Origin of the sequence: Pseudomonas sp. TH04 (assembly GCF_016651355.1) — a bacterium.
Classification (GTDB): domain Bacteria; phylum Pseudomonadota; class Gammaproteobacteria; order Pseudomonadales; family Pseudomonadaceae; genus Aquipseudomonas; species Aquipseudomonas fluorescens.
The window spans coordinates 3,328,303-3,351,078 of record NZ_JAEKEA010000001.1 but is presented as its reverse complement, the minus strand read 5'-3'; the positions used below and the strand labels follow the sequence as shown (position 1 = coordinate 3,351,078).

General features: G+C 57.8%; 11 protein-coding genes and 1 pseudogene. 11 read left to right on the top strand and 1 reads right to left on the bottom strand.

Annotated elements, in window-relative coordinates; genetic code table 11:
- Positions 1-29: 29 nt before the first annotated feature.
- The 8 genes from JFT85_RS28475 to JFT85_RS15000 all read left to right on the top strand — a co-directional run bounded on the left by JFT85_RS28475 (position 30) and on the right by JFT85_RS15000 (position 16,440).
- On the top strand, positions 30-10,454 hold the full coding sequence (locus tag JFT85_RS28475) for a hemagglutinin repeat-containing protein (RefSeq protein WP_242486540.1): 10,425 nt from the start codon (positions 30-32) through the stop codon (positions 10,452-10,454).
- A complete protein-coding gene (locus JFT85_RS15030) occupies positions 10,451-10,768 on the top strand; it encodes a hypothetical protein (protein WP_073637953.1) in 318 nt (105 codons plus the stop codon). Before JFT85_RS28475 ends, JFT85_RS15030 begins: the two co-directional genes overlap by 4 nt.
- 411 nt (positions 10,769-11,179) lie before the next feature.
- A complete protein-coding gene (locus JFT85_RS15025) occupies positions 11,180-11,848 on the top strand; it encodes a hypothetical protein (protein WP_053253751.1) in 669 nt (222 codons plus the stop codon).
- Between the two features lie 605 nt (positions 11,849-12,453).
- Positions 12,454-13,044 (top strand): transposase, encoded by a 591-nt coding sequence (locus JFT85_RS15020; RefSeq protein ID WP_232005437.1) that lies wholly within the window; start codon positions 12,454-12,456, stop codon positions 13,042-13,044.
- Positions 13,045-13,457: 413 nt separating this feature from the next.
- A complete protein-coding gene (locus JFT85_RS15015) occupies positions 13,458-13,943 on the top strand; it encodes a hypothetical protein (RefSeq protein ID WP_053253752.1) in 486 nt (161 codons plus the stop codon).
- Between the two features lie 490 nt (positions 13,944-14,433).
- Positions 14,434-15,030, top strand: coding sequence for an imm11 family protein (locus JFT85_RS15010; protein WP_053253753.1), 597 nt, complete (start codon positions 14,434-14,436; stop codon positions 15,028-15,030).
- 126 nt (positions 15,031-15,156) lie between these two features.
- Complete coding sequence (gene lepB / locus JFT85_RS15005) at positions 15,157-15,945, top strand: signal peptidase I (RefSeq protein WP_053253754.1); 789 nt, start codon at positions 15,157-15,159, stop codon at positions 15,943-15,945.
- Positions 15,946-16,020: 75 nt separating this feature from the next.
- Complete coding sequence (locus JFT85_RS15000; protein ID WP_017136666.1) at positions 16,021-16,440, top strand: hypothetical protein; 420 nt, start codon at positions 16,021-16,023, stop codon at positions 16,438-16,440.
- Positions 16,441-16,723: 283 nt separating this feature from the next.
- Here JFT85_RS15000 and JFT85_RS14995 read toward each other — a convergent pair whose 3' ends face one another.
- Complete coding sequence (locus JFT85_RS14995; protein WP_017136667.1) at positions 16,724-16,978, bottom strand: hypothetical protein; 255 nt, start codon at positions 16,976-16,978, stop codon at positions 16,724-16,726.
- A 678-nt stretch (positions 16,979-17,656) separates the two neighbouring features.
- Here JFT85_RS14995 and JFT85_RS14990 point away from each other — a divergent pair.
- From JFT85_RS14990 to JFT85_RS14980, 3 genes and pseudogenes are all read left to right on the top strand, one after another.
- Positions 17,657-20,205 (top strand): annotated as a pseudogene (locus JFT85_RS14990) (autotransporter domain-containing protein).
- A 1,623-nt stretch (positions 20,206-21,828) separates the two neighbouring features.
- Positions 21,829-21,993: a hypothetical protein gene (locus JFT85_RS14985; protein ID WP_155512274.1), complete on the top strand. Its 165-nt coding sequence runs from the start codon at positions 21,829-21,831 to the stop codon at positions 21,991-21,993.
- A gap of 89 nt (positions 21,994-22,082) precedes the next feature.
- On the top strand, positions 22,083-22,763 hold the full coding sequence (locus JFT85_RS14980) for a CsgG/HfaB family protein (protein ID WP_053253756.1): 681 nt from the start codon (positions 22,083-22,085) through the stop codon (positions 22,761-22,763).
- The last annotated feature ends 13 nt before the right edge of the window (positions 22,764-22,776 follow it).

The window sequence follows — 22,776 nt, the reverse complement described above, 5'->3', positions numbered from 1 at the left end:
CAACGCCCCGCTGCAACGAGAATTTGACCATGGATGTTCGCCACTTTGCCTTTCTGGCCCGTCAACCTTCTGCTGCCCTGAAGCGCCGCGACGCGTTCTTCGGCCTGCCCAAGCGTGGCCTGGTGCTGATCCTGGTCAACGCGCTGTTCTGGCAGCCGTTGCTGGCCCAGGCCGAAGGCATTGTGGTGAGCAACCCGGCGACCAGCGTCGGCCAGGCCGGCAATGGCGTGCCGGTGGTGAACATCGCCACCCCCAATGGCAGTGGCTTGTCCCACAACCAGTTCAAGGACTACAACGTCGGCCCTAACGGCGTGATCCTCAACAACGCCACCGGCGCGGTGCAGAACACCCAGCTCGGCGGTTATATCGTCGGCAACCCGAACCTCAAGGGCGGCGCCGCCAACGTCATCCTCAACGAAGTCAACGGCGGCAGCCCGAGCCAGTTGCGCGGTTACACCGAAGTGGCGGGGCAGTCGGCCAAGGTGATCGTCGCCAACCCTTACGGCATCACGTGCAGCGGTTGCGGGTTTATCAATACGCCCAACGTGACCCTGACCACCGGCAAGCCGATGATGGACAACGTCGGTCGCCTGGACCACTACCAGGTGGACGGCGGCGCCGTGACCATCGACGGCGAAGGCCTGAACGCCAGCAACGTCGACCGCTTCGAAATCATCACCCGCTCGGCCAAGATCAACGCACAGATCAACGCCCGTGAGCTGGCCGTGGTCGCCGGGCGCAACGACGTCGACGCCAAAAGCCTGAAAGCCACTGCGCGTGCCGACGACGGCAGCGCCAAGCCCGAGCTGGCCATCGACTCCAGCGCCCTGGGCGGCATGTACGCCGGTGCGATCAAACTGGTGGGCACCGAAGCCGGTGTGGGTGTGAAGCTCGACGGCACGCTGGCGGCCAGTGGCGGTGATATCCAGCTCGATGCCAATGGGCATTTGAGCATGGCGCAAGCCGCCGCCAGCGGCGCGGTCAACGTCAACGCCGCCAGCCTGGATGCCAAAGGGCCGGTGTATGCCGGTACGGCCCTGAACGTGAACACCCAAGGCGATCTCACCAACCGCCAAAGCCTGGCTGCCCGTGACCGCATTGCGCTGTCCGCCGGTGGCGCCTTGACCAACGGCGACATCATCGAAGCGGGCGTCAACACCGACAACACCCGCAACGCAGCAGGCGATGTGAGCCTGCGCGGCAAGGCCATCAACAACACCGGCGCGAGTGTCATCGCCAGCCGCACGTTGAGCGTGGATGCCCAAGCCCTGAATAACCAGGGCGGCACACTGGGCGCCAAACAGCGCACCCAGATAACCGCTGCCGCAGTCGACAACCAGAACAAAGGCCGCATCCTCAGCAATCATGGCTTGGCCATCACCGCCGATCGCCTGCAGAACAGCCAAGGTGGGCTGGTCACCAGCGACGGGCCGCTGACCGCCGTCGTCGGTGAGTTGCATAACCAGGGCGGTGAACTCTCAAGCCTGGACACCGCAGCGCTCACGGTCGCGACCCTCGATAACGTCGCAGGCCTCATCACCGCGGGCAATGCGCTCAGCCTCAACGTCGGCAGCCTCAACAACCAAGCCGGGTTGGTCACCAGCCAAGGCACGGTGAGCGTGGCCGGTAACAGCCTCGACAACCGCCAGAAAGGCTTGGTCGCAGGCGTGGGTGGTGTGCAGGCCAATGTCGTCAACATCGACAACCGCAACGGCGAGCTGTCCAGCCGTTCGGGCGTGGTGGTGACGGCTACGCAACTGGATAACAGCGACGGCGGGCTGCTGATTGCCGGCGCCGGAGCAGGTTTGAATGTCGACCAACTGCTCAACCGCAACCAGGGTTTGATCAGCAGCGAAGGGCTGCTGAGCATTTCGGCGCGCACCCTGGCCAACAACGCCGGTACGCTGTCCAGCGCCGGCCCATTGACCCTCAGCGCCCTCGGCGCGGTGGATAACCGAGGCGGGCGCCTGGTCACCGACGGTGGCCTGATCCTCGATGCCGCCAGCCTCGACAACAGCCAAAACGGCACCTTGAGCGCGCGCGGGGCCCTGTCCCTCGGCACCGCCGACCTGAACAACCAGCAAGGCGGCCAGATCACCAGCGCCGCGGCCCTGACCCTGAACCTCAACCGGGGCGAGTTCAACAACCAGAACGGCCTGATCAATGCGCCGCTGTTGATGCTCAACCACCTCAAGAACGTGCACAACCAGGGCGGCGAGATTTCCAGCAACCAGGCGTTCACCCTTACCGCCGACAACCTCGACAACAGCGGCGGCAAGCTGCTGAGCAACGCCGCGCTGACCCTGCGCATTGACCAGGCCCTGGCCAACGTCAAAGGCCTGATTGCCGCCGCCTCGGTCGATGCGCAGGCCAGCGACCTCGACAACAGCGGTGGCACGCTCACCAGCCGTGGCGACACCGTACTCAACGTGGCTGGCCGCTTGGCCAACCGCGATCAGGGCCTGCTCAACGCGAGCAATGCCTTGACGCTCAACAGCGCCGAGTTGGACAACCAGAACGGCTCGCTGCTGGGCAGCGCGATTGCCCTGGACTTCGGCACCGCCACCGGCGACCTGAACAACACCGGTGGCCTGATCACCACTGCCGGCAACCTCTCCATCAACCACCTGCGCGACCTCAACAACCAGGGTGGCGAGCTCTCCAGCGCGCAAACCCTGAACCTCAGCGGGCGCACGTTGAACAACAGCAACGGCAAGCTGATCAGCAATAACCTGCTGGTGCTCAATGCCGAAAACCTGATCAACCAAAATGGCCTGATGTCCGGCTGGCAGGGCCTCACCGTCAGCGGCGCAAACCTCGACAACCGCAACAGCGGCACCTTGTCGAGCCGTTACGGCGACCTCAATGCCACGCTGACCGCCAGCCTGCTCAACAGCGCGGCCGGTGCACTGGTCAGCCAAAAGGCGCTGTACGTCAGCGCCGGCGAACTGGACAACAGCAACAAAGGCATACTCTCCAGCGCCGCAGGCCAGCGCCTCACCGTGGGCGGTGTGCTGAACAACGCCCAAGGCGGCGTGATCGACAGCGGCGCCGCCCTGACGCTGACCGCACAAAACCTGGACAACAGCGCCGGCAGCATCAGTGGCGGCACCGCCACCACCCTCGACCTGCTCGCGACCCTGACCAACACCAATGGCAAACTGGCCAGCGGCGGCCCGCTGCTGATCAGCCGCGCAGCGCAGATCAATAACCAGGGCGGCCAGATTGCCAGCCAAGGCGTGTTGACCCTGCTGACCGGCGGCCTGGATAACCGCAACCGTGGCACCCTGGCTGCCAACGACCGCTTGAGCCTCACCGCCAGCGGCCTGGTACAGAACGGCAACGACGGCTTGATCTACAGCCAGAACGCCGACCTCAGCCTCACGGCCAACCGCTTGGACAATGGCAAAGGCACCGTGCAAAGCCAGGGCGGCATGACCGCCAACGTGGCCGACACGCTGGATAACCAGAGCGGCAAACTGATCGCCCAGGCCGGTGACCTGAATATCAACGCAGCCAGCCTCGACAACCGTGGCGGCACCCTCGCCAGCCTCAAGGCCGCACTGCAAACCCAAGTGGTCGGCGTGCTGCGCAACGGTTACGACCTCAACAACAACCGCCAGGGCGGCGTGATGCAGGGGCAAAGCCTCAACCTGCAAGCCGGCAGCGTGGACAACTACGGCGGGCGCATCGCCGCACAGGGCGGCAACGCACTGGTCACCACCGGCAATTTCGACAACCGCAACGGCGGGCTGTATGCCAAAGGCCTGATGCGCGTGGTCGGGCATGACTTTGATAACAGCGGCGACAACGACGGCCAGATTGCCGGCCAACAGATCGACCTGGACCTCAGCGGCGCGCTCAACAACCGCCTGGGCATTATCGAAAGCGAAAGCACCCTCAAGGTGCGCGCGGCCAGCCTCGATAACCAGACCGGGCGCCTGCGTGCGCTGGGCACGGCGGGCACCACCGAATTCGCCATCGGCGGCCTGTTCGACAACCGCAACGGCGTGCTGGAAACCGCCAACAACGACCTGACCCTCAACGCCGGCAGCTTCCAGAACCTGGGCGGCAATGTCCTGCACGTGGGCACCGGTAATTTCGGCATTGCACCCGCCAACCTCAACGACGTGGGCGGCAGCCTGGTCACCCGTGGCGACCTGACCATCACCCAGGGCAACTGGACCAACAGCAGCGTGATCCAGGCCGGGCAACTCACGGTCAATGTCGACAACCTCGACCAGACCGCCACCGGCCAACTGCTCGGCGCCCGGCGCTTTATCGGCAATGGTGCCAACTGGACCACCCACGGCCTGATCGCCAGCGACGGCGCGCTCGACCTGACCTTGAGCGGCGCGCTCAACGGCAGTGGGCGCATCAGCAGCCTGGGCACCCTCAACCTCAGCGCGGCCCAAGCCACCCTCAGCGACACGGCCAGCATTGCCGGCGGTGGCGTTACTACCGCCAACATCGCCGGCACACTCAACAACCGTGGGCGCCTCACCGCCGCCACCGACCTAGTGGTCAACGCCGGCACACTCAACAACTACGCGACCCTGGGCAGTGGCCAACGGCTGGTCGCCACCACCGGCGCCTTGCTCAACGACCACGGCCTGATCTTCAGCGGCGGCGACATGAGCCTGCGTGTCGATGCGCTGAACAACAGCTACGCCGACCTCTACAGCCTGGGCAACCTGAGCGTTGACCGCGACGGCAAGGGCGGCCTGGCCAGCAGCATCCTCAACAGTTCGTCGACGATCCAGAGTGACGGCAACCTCAGCCTGTCCGCCAATTCGATCAAGAATGAACGGGCGGTACTCACCGTCAACGACGCAGGTGTCTACACCGCCTCCGCCACCCTAGGCACGTGCATTGAGTACGTCAACGCCGGTGACTGCCACGCCGGTGGCACACCGCGCAACTACGTGTGGGAACTGGTGACCCGCGACAAACTGGAAGTGACCGCCGCCAGTGCCGGTTCGAGCATCACCTCGGGCGGTAACATGACCCTGGCGGGCGGCGACCTGCTCAACAGCAGCAGCTCGATCGCGGCCGGCGGTAACTTCACCGCGCGCCTGAACAACCTGGTCAACACCGGCATCGAAACCGGCGAAACCGAGACCTATCGTCTTTTCACGTCAAAGCGCACCAAGCACCCTGAAGGCTGGTTCAGTGCCGCCGCCGCACTCACCAACAAATACTGGTACAAAAGCGCCGGTTACAATCCCAATGACCTCGGCGGCCTTGAGGCCACCGTGGCCAACTTCATCGGCATGATGGAGATCGAGCGCACCCAGTTCGGCAAAGTCACCAAAATCGCCAGCGATGACCAACGTTACGCCGCCGTGATTCAGGCGGGCGGCGCGGTAGACGTCAAGGCACAAGCCGGTATCGACAACAGCGTGGTACGCCTGGGCTATAGCTACATCGGTGCGGGCGCCAAAACCACCACCGACGCCACCGGTGCCAGTGGCGCCGCCGGTTACTCCACACGCGTCACCCTCAACCAGCAACTGCCGCCGGACCTGGCCCAACAGCAGATCAACCCGCTGAGCCTGCCCGGCTTCACCTTGCCTACCGGCCAAGGCGGGCTGTTCCGCCTCAGTGGCCAAAGCGCCAGCGCGCCGGCCAGCACCGGCCCGCAAGGCTGGACCTTGGGCGGCGGCAGCGTCGATCGCACGCCGGTTACCGGCCCGGTCGTGCCCGGCAGCGGCACCTCGGCCGACGGCGTGGTGATCAACCGCGTGCAAGGCCTGCCAGACAGCCAGTTCGTCTCCAACCCACAGAAATACCTGATCGAAACCAACCCGCTGCTGACCAACCTCAGCCAGTTCTTAAGCTCCGATTACATGCTGTCCAAACTGGGCTACGACCCGGACCAGGCACAAAAGCGCCTGGGTGACGGCCTGTATGAACAGCGCCTGATCCAGCAAGCCGTGATCGCCCGTACCGGCCAGCGCTTCATCGATGGCCAGACCAGCGACACAGCGATGTTCAAGTACCTGATGGACAACGCCATCGGCACCAAACAGGCGCTAAACCTGGCCGTAGGCGTGAGCCTCACCGCCGAGCAAGTGGCGGCCCTGACCCACGACATCGTGTGGATGGAAAACGCCACCGTCGCCGGCCAGCAAGTGCTGGTGCCCGTGCTCTACCTGGCCCAGGCCAACAACCGCCTGGCGCCCAACGGCGCACTCATCACCGGCAGCGACCTGAACCTGGTCAGCGGCACCGACCTCAACAACGTCGGCACCCTGCGCGCCACCAACAACCTCGCTGCCAGCGCCGGGCGCAACATGGTCAACGGCGGCCTTGTGCAAGCAGGCAACCGCCTCGACCTGCTCGCCGGCAACACCCTCACCAACCGCGCCGGCGGCATCATCGCCGGGCGCGACGTCAGCGTGCGCGCGGTAAATGGCGATGTGCTCAACGAACGCACCGTCACCAGCCACCAGAGCAGCAGCGGCTACCGCACCGAGCGCACCGACTTCGTCGACAACGCCGCCCGCATCGAAGCCGCCAACACCCTCACCCTGCAAGCCGGGCGCGACGTCAACAGCACCGGCGGCGCCTTCAAAAGCGGCGCCGACCTGGGCGTTCAAGCCGGGCGCGACGTGAACCTGGCCACCGCCGAACAGCGCAATGCCAACACCGTCAGCACCTACATGCGCAGCAGCAGCGCAAACCAGTACGGCACCGTGATCGAAGCCGGGCGCGACTTCCAGGTGGTGGCTGCGCGGGATATCAGTGCCATCGGCAGCCAGCTCAATGCCACGCGTGATCTGGCGCTGGTGGCCAAGGGCAATGTGAACCTGGCGTCGGCGGCGAATGAACAGCATTCGGCGTTTAATTCCAAGAAGGTCACCAGCCAGGAAGACCACGTCCAGCAAGTGGGCACATCGTTGGTGGCCGGTGAGAACCTCTCCCTGAGTGCCGGCAACGACCTCGTCGTCAGCGCCAGCCGTGCGAGTGCCGGCAAGGAAGCCTACCTGTACGCAGGCAATGACCTGGCGCTGAACGCCGCGCAAGACAGCGACTACAGCTATTACCGCAAAACCAAAACCAGCAAAGGGTTGCTGTCCAGCAGCCAGAAAACGCGCATCGACAGCAGTAACCAGATCAGCCAGCAGGGCTCTTCCATCAGCGCTGATACCGTGGTCGTGCGTGCTGGCCGTGACATCGGCACTACCGCCAGCGACGTGGTTTCCACCAACGCCACCAGCCTGATTGCCGGTCGCAATGTGGTGATTGATGGGGCAACGGAAACCTTTGAACAAAGCCATTCGTCCTCGACCAAAAAATCGGGCTTGATGAGCAGCGGCGGCATCGGCGTGACGTTGGGCTCAAGCAGCAACCAGAACACCTTCACCAGCAGCACCGAAACCACCCGGGCCAGCAACATCGGCAGTGTGCTGGGCAGCGTGGATATTCAGGCTGGCAAAGACCTGACCATTCGCGGCTCTGACGTGGTTGCTGGTAAGGACATCAGCCTGGTTGGGCAAAATGTCAGCATCCTGGCTTCCGAGAACAACAACCGCAGCGAGCAGACCTCCAAAAGCAAAACCAGTGGTTTGACCCTGGCGTTGTCCGGCACCGTGGGCAGTGCGGTGGACTCCGCTTATAAGACCGCCAAGCAAGCCAAGAACGAGGACGACGGCCGCCTCTCGGCGCTGCAGGGTGTGAAGGCGGGTTTGACTGGCGTGCAAGCGTGGCAAGCGGCGCAGCAGAATGGCGGCATGACCGGCGCTAACGCCGGGGAATTTGTCGGCATCGCCATCTCGCTTGGCTCGCAAAAATCCAGCTCCAAACAGACCCAGGAGCAGACAGCAAGCCAAGGCAGTAGCCTCACCAGTGGCAATAACCTCAGTATTGTTGCCGCCGGTAACGGCACGCCTGGCGCAGATGGAGACATCCGCGTTCATGGCAGCAAGCTCCAGGCCGGTAATGAAATGCTGTTGGCAGCAGAGCGTGATATCCGCCTGGAAGCAGCCGCCAACACACAAAAACTCGATGGCAAGAACAGCAGTGGCGGCGGGGCCGTAGGCGTTAGCCTCGGGTTTGGTTCCAGTGGTGCAGGCCTGAGTATCTTTGCTAATGCGAATAAAGGCACCGGCAGCGAAAAGGGCAATGGCACAACCTGGACGGAAACGACGCTGGATGCGGGCAAGCAAGTCAGCCTGATCAGTGGGCGAGACACCGTCCTCAAAGGTGCGCAGGTCAGTGCAGACCAGATCAAGGCCGCGGTAGGCCGCGATCTTTTGCTGCAAAGCCTGCAAGACACCGATGACTACAAGTCCAAACAAACCGATGTCAGCGGTGGCGCAAGTTTCACGTTTGGCACCATGACGGGCAGTGGTTCGCTCAGCATCAGCAAGAGCAAGATCGACTCCAACTATAAGAGTGTGCAGGAGCAAACCGGCCTGTTCGGCGGTAAGGGCGGCTACCAGATTGATGTGGGCAACCACACGCAACTCGATGGCAGCGTGATCGCCAGCACTGCAACAGCGGACAAAAACCGCCTGAGCACCGGCACCCTCGGCTGGAGCGTTTTAAAGAACAAAGCCGACTACACAAGCCAGTTGCAGAGCGCCAGCGTCAGCAGTGGCGCAAGCGGCGCGAACGCCTTCATCAGCAATATGCCCTCCGGCAGCTTGATCGCGTTCAATCATGGCGACAGTGACAGCGGCACCACGTCATCGGCCATTTCCAACGGTACCCTAGATATTCGCGACCCTGCCAAACAGCAGCAGGATGTGGCAACGCTGAGCCACGATGTCGAACACGCCAACGGCAGCATCAGCCCGATCTTTGATAAGGAGAAAGAGCAGAAGCGCCTGCGGCAGGTGCAGTTGATTGCGGATATTGGTACTCAGGCAGTAGACATCGTTCGAACCCAAGGCCAGATCGATGCTGATAAAGAGGCGCGTGCTGAACTTGATAAGCGTGGCATCAAGGACCCTGGAAAAGATGCCAAAAAAGAGGACGTCGATGCCTACAAGAAACAACTGATTGCCACTGACGCTTATCAACGGATCATGGCGGACTACGGGGTCGGCGGCAATTACCCACGTGTAGCGCAGGCGGTGACAGCAGCATTGCAAGGGTTGGTGGGAGGCGATATCGGTTCCGCTATTGCGGGCGCGTCGGCGCCGTACATGGCGCAAGTCATCAGGAAAACCACCGGAGACAACGCTGTACTCAACACCATGGCGCATGCCGTATTGGGTGCGGTGGTGGCGCAGGCGCAAGGCAACTCTGCGGGAGCGGGGGCTGCGGGAGCGGCGACGGGTGAATTCATCGCCCATCAGTTGTATCCGGGCAGGAAGACAATCGAGTTGACGGAGGAGGAGAGAGAGACGGTTGTTGCACTTTCGGGTCTAGCAGCAGGGTTGGCTGGGGGGATTGCTGGTGGTGATCTGGGCGGTGCGGTTACTGGGGCAAAGGCGGGAAGCAATGCGGTGGAGAACAACTCCCTCAGTGATATTGCAGAAGCATTAGCCGCACATAAGACACTTGAGCAGCAGGCTGAAGACCGCGTCAAAGCAGAAAACCAACACTACAAGGAGCAAAACTGCGCTGGCATGAGTGAGCAAGCGTGCTCGGTCAAGATGTATACTCAGCGGCGTGAAGAGCTCAAAGATGCCCTGTCAGAAGGCGCAAATTTTGTACCAGTTGTCGGCACAGTTAAAAGCGTAGCGGAGGCTGAGAGTGCACTTGATTACCTTGAGGTAGCAGCATCACTTATTCCAGGTGAACGGATTATTTCCGGCACCTTGAAAATGGCACGCAAAGCTCTGAACAGGGGCGATATCAGCGAAGCATCGAAGCTGATTAGCAGCGCCAGTAATGAGATTCAGGGTGCAAAGGCGCCATACACCTCGATTTCCTCGCCGGATGCTGAGGCTGGCATGCCCTATGCCCACCCGATAAAGGAGGCTGGTGAAAAAGGTGGTGTCAAACTGGCTAGTGTTGAGGTCGATGTGACCAAAGCCAGTAAAGGAACACCTGAATACAAAATACTGAATGAGCCCCCACCAAATAGCCAAGTCAAGCTGAGCAACGGCACTGAATTTAAGACCAATTCAAGCGGTTACGTTGATGAAATTACCTACAGTCCGTCGTTGGATAAAGGCGTCCGTGATGCACGCCAAACGGCAGTTGGCAAAGAGGGATTGCCAACGGATGTGGGGGGGCACATCCAGGGTTGTCAGCTTGGTGGTACCTGTGACAGATTCAACCTCTTTCCGCAGGATGGTAATTTCAATAACTCTGCCTATAAGCGGTGGGAAACAGAAATTAAGAAGGGGTTGAACAACGGTGATCAGGTCGGCGCCGTGACAGTGCGCTTTTCTAGAACGGATCCTGTGTCGGCAAGACCAGATTCATTAGTTATTGACTACTCAATCAATGGAATAAAAATGCGCAAGTCATTCAGGAATGAGGCCGGGCAATGAGCATTGAGCAACAAGTACAGGTCTTGAATGCGCTCACGCAGATCATGCATGACTCTGCGAATGGTCCGTACGAGGAAATGCGTTGTGAATTTGAGCATGAAGTTTATGACGGAGGGTGGTCTGTAGGTTCTAAATACTCATTCGTTCGCGATGGCTTGTTCTTCAGCGAGCTTTTGGATGACCCTGAAGATAGAGCTTCTAGTCACGTCCATAAGTTGCACGAGCTGATGAGATCGCACACAGGTGGTGATTGGAGAAAATTTGTACTGGTTATCGACCCTAGTGGAAAGGCTAATACCAAATTCATTTATTAAGTTGGTACAAAAGGTGGTGTCAAACTGGCTAGGGAAATGGGGGCAGACCACGTTTTGTGGACCACGTTTTGCGTTTTTTAGAGTTCAGTGAAGTTGTTATTTAAAAATATGGTTTATTTTTTGAAAAATAAGGTGGGCCACGATTTTGCTTTTTTAGAGTTTGGTAGAGTTGGTATTTTCAAAGCATAATTTATTTTTGTAATATTTTTATTTTGTCCGCCTAGTGATCGAAGGCTAAGCTGGGATCCCTCAGGGCCTGACCCCTGTTTTCACTATTTCATCGAATGCGTTGAAACAAAATCCCGGTATCAAAGCCGTTTTTGAATTTCCAAGTCAAAAAGCGGCCGATAGAGCAACTGATATTTTGATTGAGCAAAATATCAGAAACATTACTGTGAGGGTTGCACCCTAATGGCTACGCATAAGCTTGAATTTCGTCATAGGCCAAAATTTTCAGAGTCGATTGAAAAGCGACACGAAAATTTTCTCGAAAGGTTGTCCGGCTTAGGTGCGCCATGGGATTTGGCCGGTGCTGTAGATGTTCCCGATATTGAAGGCGAGCTTGTTGTTTCTGTTTCTTTAGATAAATTCCTTCCAAAGGGAATAAAAGGTCGAATTGCATATTCTCTTAGAAGCGAGAGATATCTAGAAGATGATGCTCAATTTGATGACTCTATATTCATTGAGTTTTCGAATGCTAAAATTGATTATTTGGACTTGTTGAAAAGAATTTTCCCTGCGTACGTAGAGGCTTTTGGTGCCTATAGAGCTGCACTGCATGATTGGTCTGTCACTAGAAGCGACTGGCCGGCAGTAGTAGCTGCATGCGATGCTACAAAAAAAGATGTTAACGGGAGAGATGGTGTTTTTCGTATAAATGCGGCGAATTATTTTGATGAGAAATTGTGCCTTCGCGCATTTGGGAAAAGCCCTCAACAGATTATTAACTGTCTCAAGGGGCACGTTGAGGAGGCCTCGGAATTGGCCGGAGGTGTGTTGATTGTTGTTAGCTATACGCCGCTGACCACCAGCGAGATAGCTACTGCTGGAGAGCGATTAAAAGAACTTTTGGTTGGGTGATGCGAGGGGAGGCTAGGTCCAGAAGAGCCGGGGCCAACTGGCGCACTCCCAACAATGACGACTTGTTGCCCTGCCTGCTGTCCGCACGTGACCTCCACGCTTGGCAAACTGGTAAGACAACTCGAGACCAGTCGACCAAGATTAAAGGATGTTTCAAGGGCCTAATAACCCCAGCAGCATACAAAAAAGGGACTGTAGAAAAAGGGGACGGATTTATTTAATTGTCCAAGTTCTTTTTTACTTAAATAAATCTGACCCTTTTCGCCTTCAGATGGGGAAATAGGGGTTAGACCACGTTTGAGTTTTTTAGAGTTCAGTGAAGTTGTTCTTTAAAAATATGTTTTATATTTTGGAAAATAGGGTGGACCACGGTTTTACTTTTTTAGAGTTTTGTAGAGTTGCTCTTTTAAAAGCATGATTTATTTTTTGTGATTATTTTATTTCGTTGGCCTAGTAATTTCAACTAAGCTGTAAGCTCTTATCCAATTAGGGGTTTATATGGCTCGCCGTTCTAGGGTTTTAATGCCGAATATCCCGTTGCATATTATTCAGCGGGGAAACAATCGGGTTGCGTGTTTTTATTCAGATAAAGACTATATTTTTACATGGATACATTAGCCGTGCTTGCTGAACTGTATGGCTGTAAAGTTCACGCATTGTGCTGGATGACAAATCATGTTCACTTGTTGTTGACTCCGACCTGCTGCGCGGGGGCTGGCCTGCTTATGAAGGGGCTGGGGCAACGCTACGTTCAATATGTCAATCGAACATATCAACGTACGGTCACGTTGTGGGAAGGCCGTTTCCGCTCCTATTTGGTTCAACAAGACAACTATGTTTTAGCTTGCTATCGATATATCGAAATGAACCCGGTCAGAGCGGGTATGGTTGCTCATCCGGGCGACTACCGTTGGACCAGCTATAGGACAAACGCGCAGGGCGAGCTATCAGGCTTTATAAGCTCGCATGCAGTTTATAGCGACTTAGGTAGCGGCAGCGCGCAACGAGCCGAAGCTTACCGGTCTTTATTCAATGATCGACTTTCACCTGGGCTGATAGAACAAATCCGATCTTCTACAAACGGTAATTATGTTTTGGGCGATCAGAAGTTTGCGTCCGAGATCGCGCACGCATTAGGTAAAAGAGTTTCGCAGGGTGTGTCAGGACGCCCAAAAAAGTATGAGTTAAAAGAATAGAAGAATAGTGGTCTGACCCCTATTTTCCGTTGCAAAAGTTAATAACGGACGCAGCCCATATTCTGAGTTAAACGGAGCAATTGGGGAGGCTCGTGGCTGGAGTCAGGCTATTGAATCGGGGCAAACACCAATTTCCGGACCTGGGAAAGCGTCACTTCCAGGTGCAGATTACATTACGTATGATCCATCATCGCGATCTGTGATCGTCTGGGACGCCAAGTATCGTGCTCCTGGCGGAAGCTATCCGACTTCCTTACCAGATTCAAAGTTAAAGGCCTGGCAGTCAGAGATCATAAACTCCGTTAAAAATATGCCGGAGGGATCGGCCAAAGCAGCCGCGGAGAGCGCGCTTAAGGCTGGCAGGGTCGAAGGTCGAATATTCAAATGGCCACAGTAGGCTTGAGGTATTTAACATGAAAGAATGGTCATCGCTGTGCAAGTCAAAGGTAGGGGACGTCGTTGTTGAACGGGAGCAATGCGTTATCGCTATGGGCGACGGTGCATACAAAATTTCAGACGATCAGTATTTTTTAGCTGACGCTTTTTCTGATGAGGGAGAGGAAAAACTTCGTTTGCTATCCCTCTACTGGGCCTGCAGTGAGCCTGCATTTAGAAGAGCCTACTACAGGGATGTTGAAAATGATGACATGGCCGTATGCCGGCCGCCGCCTGAATTGCTTCCAGTTGGGGCGGGGGAGACCTATAGTCAGATAAAAAATGCTCTTGGCTCTCTTGGTTCTGACAAATTTATTGAGTACGCCTCCTATCGTGTTATGTCTGATGGTGCATTTGTTCATAAGGGCTTAGAAAGCTCATTGGCTGTTTATTATTTTCGCTTGCATGATATTGTTGATGAAGAGCTGCCTTACGCGATACTGTGGAAGCTTTCTAATGTGTGATTTGATGGAGGGGAAAGGGGACGGATTTATTTAATTTTACGAGTGCTTTGTTAATTAAATAAATCTGTCCCCTTTCCGCCCTATCGAAATGAACCCGGTCAGAGCGGGTATGGTTGCTCATCCGGGCGACTACCGTTGGACCAGCTATAGGGCAAACGCACAGGGCGAGCTATCAGGCTTTATAAGTCCGCATGCAGTTTATAGCGACTTAGGTAGCGGCGCCGCGCAACGAGCCGAAGCTTACCGGTCAACATTCCTGGATCGGCTTTCACCTGAGTTGATAGAACAAATTCGATCTTCTACAAACGGCAATTATGTTTTGGGCGATCAGAAGTTTGCGTCAGAGATTGCGCAGATATTAGGTAAAGGAGTTTCGCCGAGTGTGTCAGGACGCCCGGAAAAGTGTGTGTTAAAAGTTTAAGAATAGTGGTCTGACCCCTATTTCCTATAGTGGGTAGTGAAGTTAATAAGTAGCTGACTAGGGATTGATATGAAATATTATTTGCTGCGTCAGGATCTTTCTATTTCCGGAAAGTGGGTGCTCGGCGATGTGAGGCACGTGGATAATTGGAACTTTAGTAATCCACCCCTTAATTTCATGGAGCCTGGCAGATATACGCTCGATGTCAGGTTCGACGGCGTTGAAATTGATTATTCTCTAGCGGGCTACGCGAGTGTTCCTGTTCTGAGTGAGAGAGCTCGAAATTCACTCATAGGTTTGTCTGAAGTCGATCAAACTTATCATAATGTGGTCTTTGAGCCCGTTGATATCGAAGGGAAACACGTTTCGCAAAATTATTTTCTAATGATCATAGAAACACAAATAGATTGTGTAGATGAAGAGTCTTCAAGGTTTACAAAGTTTTCAGTGAATGATCCTGTGCGCCCAGACATGGCTGGTCAATACCGCGCGTTTTATAATTTGGCCATAGATGAGTCAAAAGTAGGTGATTTTCATATTTTTAGGATTAAAAAATATTTGGGCGCGATTGTAGTAAGCGAAGATGTGAAACTTCGATTTGAGGCAGCAGGAGTGGTGGGGGCGGTATTTGAGTCGGTTAATGGCGATAAGGTTACTGTTGCATAAAGAAAATCAGAAGAGCAAAAAATAGGCATCAGCCAAAAGAAAAAAGTGGACGGATTTATTTGATTTTTCGAGTGCTTTGTTAATTAAATAAATCTGCCCCTTTTCGCCTCTCATCAAGGATGACCAATGAAATCCAGCAAGTTCTCGCTCCTCGCCTTTCTGATGTCCTGCTTGTTTGCAGGCTGGGGGTTGGTGTACGTCGGCCGTATCAAATGGGCCATCCGGGTGGCGGCGCTGATGTATATCGGCGTTGTGCTGATGGGGGTGAGCGGGTTGGCCGCCACGCCTGTCGGGCTGTATGTATTCATCGCTTTTATCATCACGCTCAAGCTGGCCACCGCGATTGCCTCCGCTGTGCTTGCCCGCCGTTACGACGGCCCGCCAGGCCTGCCACGCAAGCGTTTCCATGTGCTCTACGTGGGTGTGCTGATCGTGATCACCTTGCTCCTATTCGAGGTGTTTCGCGCGCCGCTGCTAGGCTTCAAAAACTACTTCATACCGTCGGGCTCGATGGCACCTACGCTGTCGGTTGGCGACTACATCATCTCTGACCTGCGGCCAGGTGCGCCCAAGGTGGGCGATATCGTGGTGTACCGCTGGGACGGCACTGAGGCGGTCAAGCGCGTGGCGGGCATTGGCGGCGACACGCTGGCGATCGTCAATGGCGAGTTGATCCGCAACGGCGAGAACCTGGGGTTGTTCCATGCACCGGCCGAGCGCGTCAAAAAGGACTATTCCCTTACGCTGGCGCCTCTGCGCGTCGAGCCAGGCCATGTGTACTTATTGGGCGACAACCGCGATGTGAGCAATGACAGCCGCTTCATGGGCCAGGTGGCCGATGAGGATGTGGTCGGCAAAGTGACCGGCATCTGGTTCTCGGGTGACCTGGGGCGCATCGGTACCACGTTCCCTTGAAGAGAGATATTGGTGAGATATTGGGGTCAGACCACGTTTTTTGAATGAGCCGGCGCATATAGGTACGAGGTTCCCATGACACGTGAGGTTCAGATGGCAGGTTTAGCGGTAGTCGGATGGCGGTTGGTGCAGGGGTTGTGCCTGCTGCTGATGTTCGTCAGTGCAAGCGTTTGTATGTTGGCGTGGGGCTCCTTCGACAGCTCTACCGCCGGCGCTTTCGGAGCGGCGCTGGGCGGTTTCCTGATGTGTGGCATTGGGCTGCTGTTCGCATTTGTGTTCGAGCGCTTGCGCACGCCTCGGGCCACGGCGCGCTACATGGTGACGCGGGTGGCCGTGGTTCTGCTGCTGGCAGCGGGCGCGGTGTACTTGGCCGACGCGGTATGGCTTGCGCCTGAGCGCGACGCGCTCGACGCGAATTTGGAAGGGGCGACCTGTGGCAAGTACACCGGCACCATCGTGAAAGGCTGGGAGCAGATTTGCGCCGGGAGGAAATAGAGCAGAAAAAGGGCACGGATTTGAATGGCACTTACTTAATCTTCGTAGAGTGGCCATTTTTTCTGATTTCGGCCCTTGCCACCGAACGTTTCGGCATCAGGGTACAAAGCGGATAGAGTTATTTAAGGGCTATAAAATAAATCCGTTCCCTTTTCCCCCAGTGCATGCTTTTCACAGCGCCAAGGCTGCATAGGCGACAGGCCACTTTTACTGCCCAAGCGTGGCCCGCACCTATTCACTGCCTCACCATTAACAGGGCAACTCGTCAGCCGCCCTGTCGCGGTCAGTTGACGCTGTTAAGCCTGCGAATAATGACATCCAGCAAATCACACCCATCCCGCAGCGGTATAGCCAGTAGTTGGGCGAAGTCTTGAAGCACCACAGCATCGCTGCTGAGCTGTTCGCGGAAGGCCAGGTTTTCCAACAGTTGCGTGACGGCGCGAATCCGGTACGCGGCGGCGTCGTGGAGTACGTCGAGGGGCGCGCTGGTGTCGATAAGCAGAGCGGGGACGGTGCAGTCGTGGCCCGTTAGGGGCATGTATTGGTTCATGGTGAAACCTCGGTCAGTAGAGTGAAGCTGTCACCTATCGTCGCCAAACGAATGGGTGACAGCTGTACGCAGGTTGGCGAACCGGGACCGAGTTCCGGCAGACCCGAAGGTCTCCCGCGCACAGCTGCCATAAAGCAGCGATGCGGGTACGGAAGCCCCTGCAAGCAAGCAGAAAGCTTTCGCATACGGTCAACGGATCGCCAAATCCGATCGCCCTTGTTGGGCGACGGGCCGGACTATAAGCCCCCCACCCAAACCCACGCAAGGCACCAACGCCCTGACTCAACCCCCTTTCGCCGATCCCCAACCCCACCATCCCCAACGCATTCTGCCGTCCGCTCACGGATATCAGGCAAATCCTCGGTAGTTTGGGGAAGCGTCCTACCGCTAAAGGAACCATTTCCCTCAAGTCCGGGTCTTTACCCCGCCCACCCGCAACCGGTCGGGCTGCATGGACTGCAGCGTTTTAAAACGACATTAAGGATTAATGTGAACTTCGCCTCCCCAATCCCTTTTCTGCCACCACCGGCTGCGGTGCGATTGCTCGCGCCTGGGGTTCAGCAGGGCGCCTTGGGGGAATACATTCGGATCATCTGGTCCCTCGCTCAGCACACCTACAGCCGCCGGGCGTATTGGCGGCTTTGACTGTAGTTCATGGAGTTTGAAATGAAGCGCAAGCCGTTCCAGAAAACCCTGCTGGCCCTGATGGTCAGCGCAGGCGCCGCGCATGTTGCTGCGGTGGAATTCGACGTGAGCAGCGGCGAGAACAAGTGGAAAGGCCAGGTGTTCAACGAGCCTGTCACCTTGGTCGGGTCGCGCAATGTGGTGGCTACCCAGCGTAATGTCGATGGGGCCAGTGTTGCCGAGACCAATGTTCAGGGTTCGCTGATCAACCGCGCCGACTACAACATCGATGGCAGTGGCCTCAACATCCGTGGTTTTGTGGTGGATGGCGCGCTGGACTCTGATCTGCTTGCCCGTGGCGGCACGATCACCGGTGATGTCATCCAGGCCGGTACGATCAGGCTCACCAACCAGACCTGGGCCGAAGGTTTTGAGGTGGGCGCCGCGAACATCGGCGGCAGCGTGATCAACTCCGGAACTATCGTCACCGTTGACGTGCCGGGGTCGGACAGTGACGGCGAGGGCATGTACCTCAATGGCACGACCGTCGGTGGTGACGTGATCAACTCCGGCCTGATTGATGTCACTTCCATCTACGGCTACGGCCTGATCCTGGACACCCATAACAACATGCCGGTGACCGTCGGCGGCAAAATCCTCAACTCCGGCACCATCCGCGTCACGGGCGAAGAGGCGTTGGGCATTGAAGTTGAAACCGACACCAGTGACCTGCGTATAGAAAACAGCGGTGTGGTATGGCCAGGGCCGTACAGTTCAACTCCGGCACCTTCGATTACTTGCTCAACACCGGCACGATTGAAGCCAACGGCGCCAATGCGGTGGCTGTGCATCTGACTGGGGCGACCTTTACCCAGAACCCGCAGTCGGGCGCGCGCGGCGTTATCAACCGGGGTCTGATCAGTGCCGACAGCACCGCGATCCTGGTCAATGCCCGCGACCAGACTTCGCCCTTCGAGATCAACCAGCAAGCAGGCGAGATCCGCAGCAAATCCGGCACGGCCATCGACGCCGCCAACCTTGCCACGCTGAACTGGACGGGCGGCAAAATCACCGGCGACTTGCTCAACCTGAGTGCGGTGAATGTCGCCGGCCAAGCTGATTTTGCCGGCCAGCGCATCATCGCGCCGGTCTCGATTAATTCCGGCTCGTTGAACCTGGCCGCGCCCGGTACCACGATCAGCGGCAACCTTAACGTCGCCAGCGGTGCGGGCATTGATATGCACCTGGCCGACAGCGTGGTGCCGACCACGCCGTATCTGTCGGTCAACGGTACGGCTAATTTCGCCCAGGCGTCGAAGCTCACGGTGAGTGCGCAGCCAGGCGACTTTGCGCGCACCAATAACGGCACTCAATACACCCTGTTGCAGGCCACCAGTGTGCAGAACAACGGCCTGTCGGTTGCCAGTTCGTCATCGCTGCTCAACGTGCTGAGCTACTCGGCGGATGCGCAAACGGTCAAGGCTGTCGTCGCAGTTAAAGACAACCAGCAAGTGCAGCAGGAACTTGCCGGTGCAGGTGCCAGCGCCGCAGCGGCCACGGCGGTGAATACGTTCAAGAACGAGGTGCTCGGCGGGCTGAACCAGAACGACCCAGTGTTCCAGTCCCTCGCCAACGCCGGGACTGCGCAACAGCTTGCTCAAGTGAGCGAGCAGCTCAAGCCGGACGTCAACCGTGGCGCGCTGGATGTGGCGTTGTCGGGGCAGACTGTTATCAATGGCGCAATCTTCAACCGCCTTACCGACCAGCGCGAAAGCCGTCAAACCGGCGGCGTGTGGGTGCAGGGCCTGAGCAGCAACATGGACCAGGACGGGCGCGGCGGTAACAACGGCTACTCGGCCAACAGCAGCGGCATGGCGGTGGGTGTGGACGGTCGTTTGAACGACACCACCACCTTGGGCATGGCCTACAGCTACCTCAATTCCAACATCCATTCGGACCTCGGCAACAAGACCGACGTCGAGGGCCACGCGCTGTCGCTGTATGGCAACTGGGCGCTGCAAAACTGGTTTGTCGACGGCAGCCTCAGCTACGGCCACAACGACAACGACAGCAAACGCCATGTGGCAGGCACCACGGCCAAGGGCAGTTACGACAGCAATGTGTTGGCAGCCAGCGTGATCGGCGGCTACAGCTTCAAGCCGTCGCAGGCCGTGGTAATCGAACCGCGCGTGGCGGCGCGTTATGCCAACGTGCGCATGGATGGCTTCGACGAGAAAGGTTCGGCGGCGGCACTGAGCACCCGTTCGCAGCGTTATGAAGTGGGTGAGTTGGGCGCCGGTCTTCGCCTGGCCGGCAACCTGCCGATGGGCGCGGGTAGCCTGCAACCGGAAGCGACCTTGATGGCGTACCACGACCTGATGGGTGATCGCGTCGCGCAAACCTCCAACTTTGTGGCGGGTGGTGCGGCGTTCACCACCACCGGCGCGTCGGTGGCGCGTGACAGCTACGAGGCGAGTGTGGGCGTGAACTACCAGGTCTCGGACTTCACCGTGGGCGCCAGCTACACCCGCCAGGCGCGCAGTGGCTTTGACGCCGATGGCGTGATGCTCAAAGCGCGTTACGCGTTCTAAGCCCCAACGCCAAACCCCTGTGGGAGCGGGCTTGCCCGCGAAGGCGGCGGGTCAGTCGATCTATGCATTGGCTGGCACACCGCTTTCGCGAGCAAGCCCGCTCCCACATTTGGATAGAGGTGTTTCAGGTAGCTGGGTTTTGCTTTCAGCGCAGCTGTCGACAGTGCGTTACGCGCTCCAAGCCAACACCACCGAACCCCTGTGGGAGTGGGCTTGCCCGCGAAGGCGGCGGGTCAGTCGATCTATGCATTGGCTGGCACACCGCTTTCGCGAGCAAGCCCGCTCCCACATTTGGATAGAGGTGTTTCAGGTAGCTGGGTTTTGCTTTCAGCTCAGCTGTCGACAGTGCGGCACACGTTCCAAGCCAACACCACCGAACCCCTGTGGGAGCGGGCTTGCCCGCGAAGGCGGCGGGTCAGTCGATCTATGCATTGGCTGGCACACCGCTTTCGCGAGCAAGCCCGCTCCCACATTTGGATAGAGGTGTTTCAGGTAGCTGGGTTTTGCTTTCAGCGCAGCTGTCGACAGTGCGGCACACGTTCCAAGCCAACACCACCGAACCCCTGTGGGAGCGGGCTTGCTCGCGAAGGCGGCGGGTCAGTCGATCTATGCATTGGCTGACACACTGCTATCGCGGGCAAGCCCGCTCCCACATTTGGATGTGGGTGTTTCAGGTAGCTTGGGTTTGCTTTCAGCTCAGCTGTCGACAGTGCGTTACGCGCTCCAAGCCAACACCACCAAACCCCTGTGGGAGCGGGCTTGCTCGCGAAGGCGGCGGGTCAGTCGATCTATGCATTGGCTGGCACACCGCTTTCGCGAGCAAGCCCGCTCCCACATTTGGATAGAGGTGTTTCAGGTAGCTGGGTTTTGCTTTCAGCGCAGCTGTCGACAGTGCGTTACGCGCTCCAAGCCAACACCACCAAACCCCTGTGGGAGCGGGCTTGCTCGCGAAGGCGGCGGGTCAGTCGATCTATGCATTGGCTGACACACTGCTATCGCGGGCAAGCCCGCTCCCACATTTGGATGTGGGTGTTTCAGGTAGCTTGGGTTTGCTTTCAGCGCAGCTGTCGACAGTGCGTTACGCGTTCTAAGCCCCAGCGCCAAACCCCTGTGGGAGCGGGCTTGCTCGCGAAGGCGGCGGGTCAGTCGATCTATGCATTGGCTGGCACACCGCTTTCGCGAGCAAGCCCGCTCCCACATTTGGATGTGGGTGTTTCAGGTAGCTTGGGTTTGCTTTCAGCGCAGCTGTCGACAGTGCGTTACGCGTTCTAAGCCCCAGCGCCAAACCCCTGTGGGAGCGGGCTTGCTCGCGATAGCGGTAGACCAGTCGATACCTCACGTGACTGACCCACCGCCTTCGCGAGCAAGCCCGCTCCCACTTTTGTATCTGTGTCTGTCAGATTGGCCGCACTCCACTGTGCTCGGCCGCGGGGGGGCCGCAGGTTGTTCGGCCCGTTGGCCACCGCAAAATGTTGGTGCGCCTGGCTAGAACCGCCGACGAGGCGGGCGTTGCCGTTGGGCGGTGAACGCCCACTTGGCAGCAAAACCGCTTGAGTACACCGGGCAACCCCGTAAAATGTCGCGGCATTGGCTACACCGCATTTTTCAAGGACGAATCAAGCAATGCGCATTTCTGCTTTTCTCCCAGTCACCTGCCTGATGGCGGGCTGCACTGTCCAACCGGGCTGTTCTGCGCCGGTCATCCTTGCCAAAACACCTACCTGCTGGCCCGACACGTTCGATGTTGCGGCGCTGGGCAAGATCGCGCATTTTTTCAGCAAATTCTGATCGCTGCCACAGCGTAGATGACGTACACAACAGTCCCTCCCGCTGGTTCACCTGCTGCAACCACGGACCTCTCACCCTAGGAGCACCCTGTGAAAACACTGTCCAAAATCCTGCTGTCGGGCGTTGCCGCCGCAGCGCTGCTGACCGTGGCCGGTTGCGCCACGGAGAGCAATCGCGCGATGCCGGTGGAACAAGTCGCCAGCGCCAGCGTGGCCTATTCCGGCGTACGTGTACCGATTGCCGTAGGCAAGTTCGATAACCGTTCCAGTTACATGCGCGGCATCTTCTCCGATGGCGTTGATCGCCTCGGTGGCCAGGCCAAGACCATCCTGATCACCCACTTGCAGCAGACCAACCGCTTCAGCGTGCTGGACCGCGACAACATGGGCGAAATCTCCCAGGAAGCCGCGATCAAAGGCACCGTGCAGAAGCTGAAGGGCGCTGACTATGTAGTGACCGGCGACGTGACCGAGTTCGGCCGCAAAGAGACCGGCGACCGCCAGCTGTTCGGCATTCTCGGCCGTGGCAAAACCCAGGTGGCTTACGCCAAGGTCGCGCTCAATATCGTCAACATCAGCACGTCCGAAGTGGTGTATTCCACTCAGGGCGCCGGTGAGTACGCCCTGTCCAACCGTGAAATCGTGGGCTTCGGCGGCACCGCCAGCTATGACTCCACCCTCAATGGCAAGGTCCTCGACCTGGCCATGCGCGAAGCAATCAACCGCCTCGTCGACGGCATCAATGCCGGCGCCTGGAACCCGCGCAACTGATCAGCAGCACCTC

Bases quoted from the DNA above. Each gene is read 5' to 3' on its own strand.
- JFT85_RS15030 (WP_073637953.1), top strand. From the start codon at position 10,451: ATGAGCATTGAGCAACAAGTACAGGTCTTGAATGCGCTCACGCAGATC.
- JFT85_RS15020 (WP_232005437.1), top strand. From the start codon at position 12,454: ATGGATACATTAGCCGTGCTTGCTGAACTGTATGGCTGTAAAGTTCAC.
- JFT85_RS15010 (WP_053253753.1), top strand. From the start codon at position 14,434: ATGAAATATTATTTGCTGCGTCAGGATCTTTCTATTTCCGGAAAGTGG.
- JFT85_RS15015 (WP_053253752.1), top strand. From the start codon at position 13,458: ATGAAAGAATGGTCATCGCTGTGCAAGTCAAAGGTAGGGGACGTCGTT.
- JFT85_RS28475 (WP_242486540.1), top strand. From the start codon at position 30: ATGGATGTTCGCCACTTTGCCTTTCTGGCCCGTCAACCTTCTGCTGCC.
- JFT85_RS14985 (WP_155512274.1), top strand. From the start codon at position 21,829: ATGCGCATTTCTGCTTTTCTCCCAGTCACCTGCCTGATGGCGGGCTGC.
- JFT85_RS15025 (WP_053253751.1), top strand. From the start codon at position 11,180: ATGGCTACGCATAAGCTTGAATTTCGTCATAGGCCAAAATTTTCAGAG.
- JFT85_RS14995 (WP_017136667.1), bottom strand. From the start codon at position 16,978: ATGCCCCTAACGGGCCACGACTGCACCGTCCCCGCTCTGCTTATCGAC.
- JFT85_RS15000 (WP_017136666.1), top strand. From the start codon at position 16,021: ATGACACGTGAGGTTCAGATGGCAGGTTTAGCGGTAGTCGGATGGCGG.
- lepB (WP_053253754.1), top strand. From the start codon at position 15,157: ATGAAATCCAGCAAGTTCTCGCTCCTCGCCTTTCTGATGTCCTGCTTG.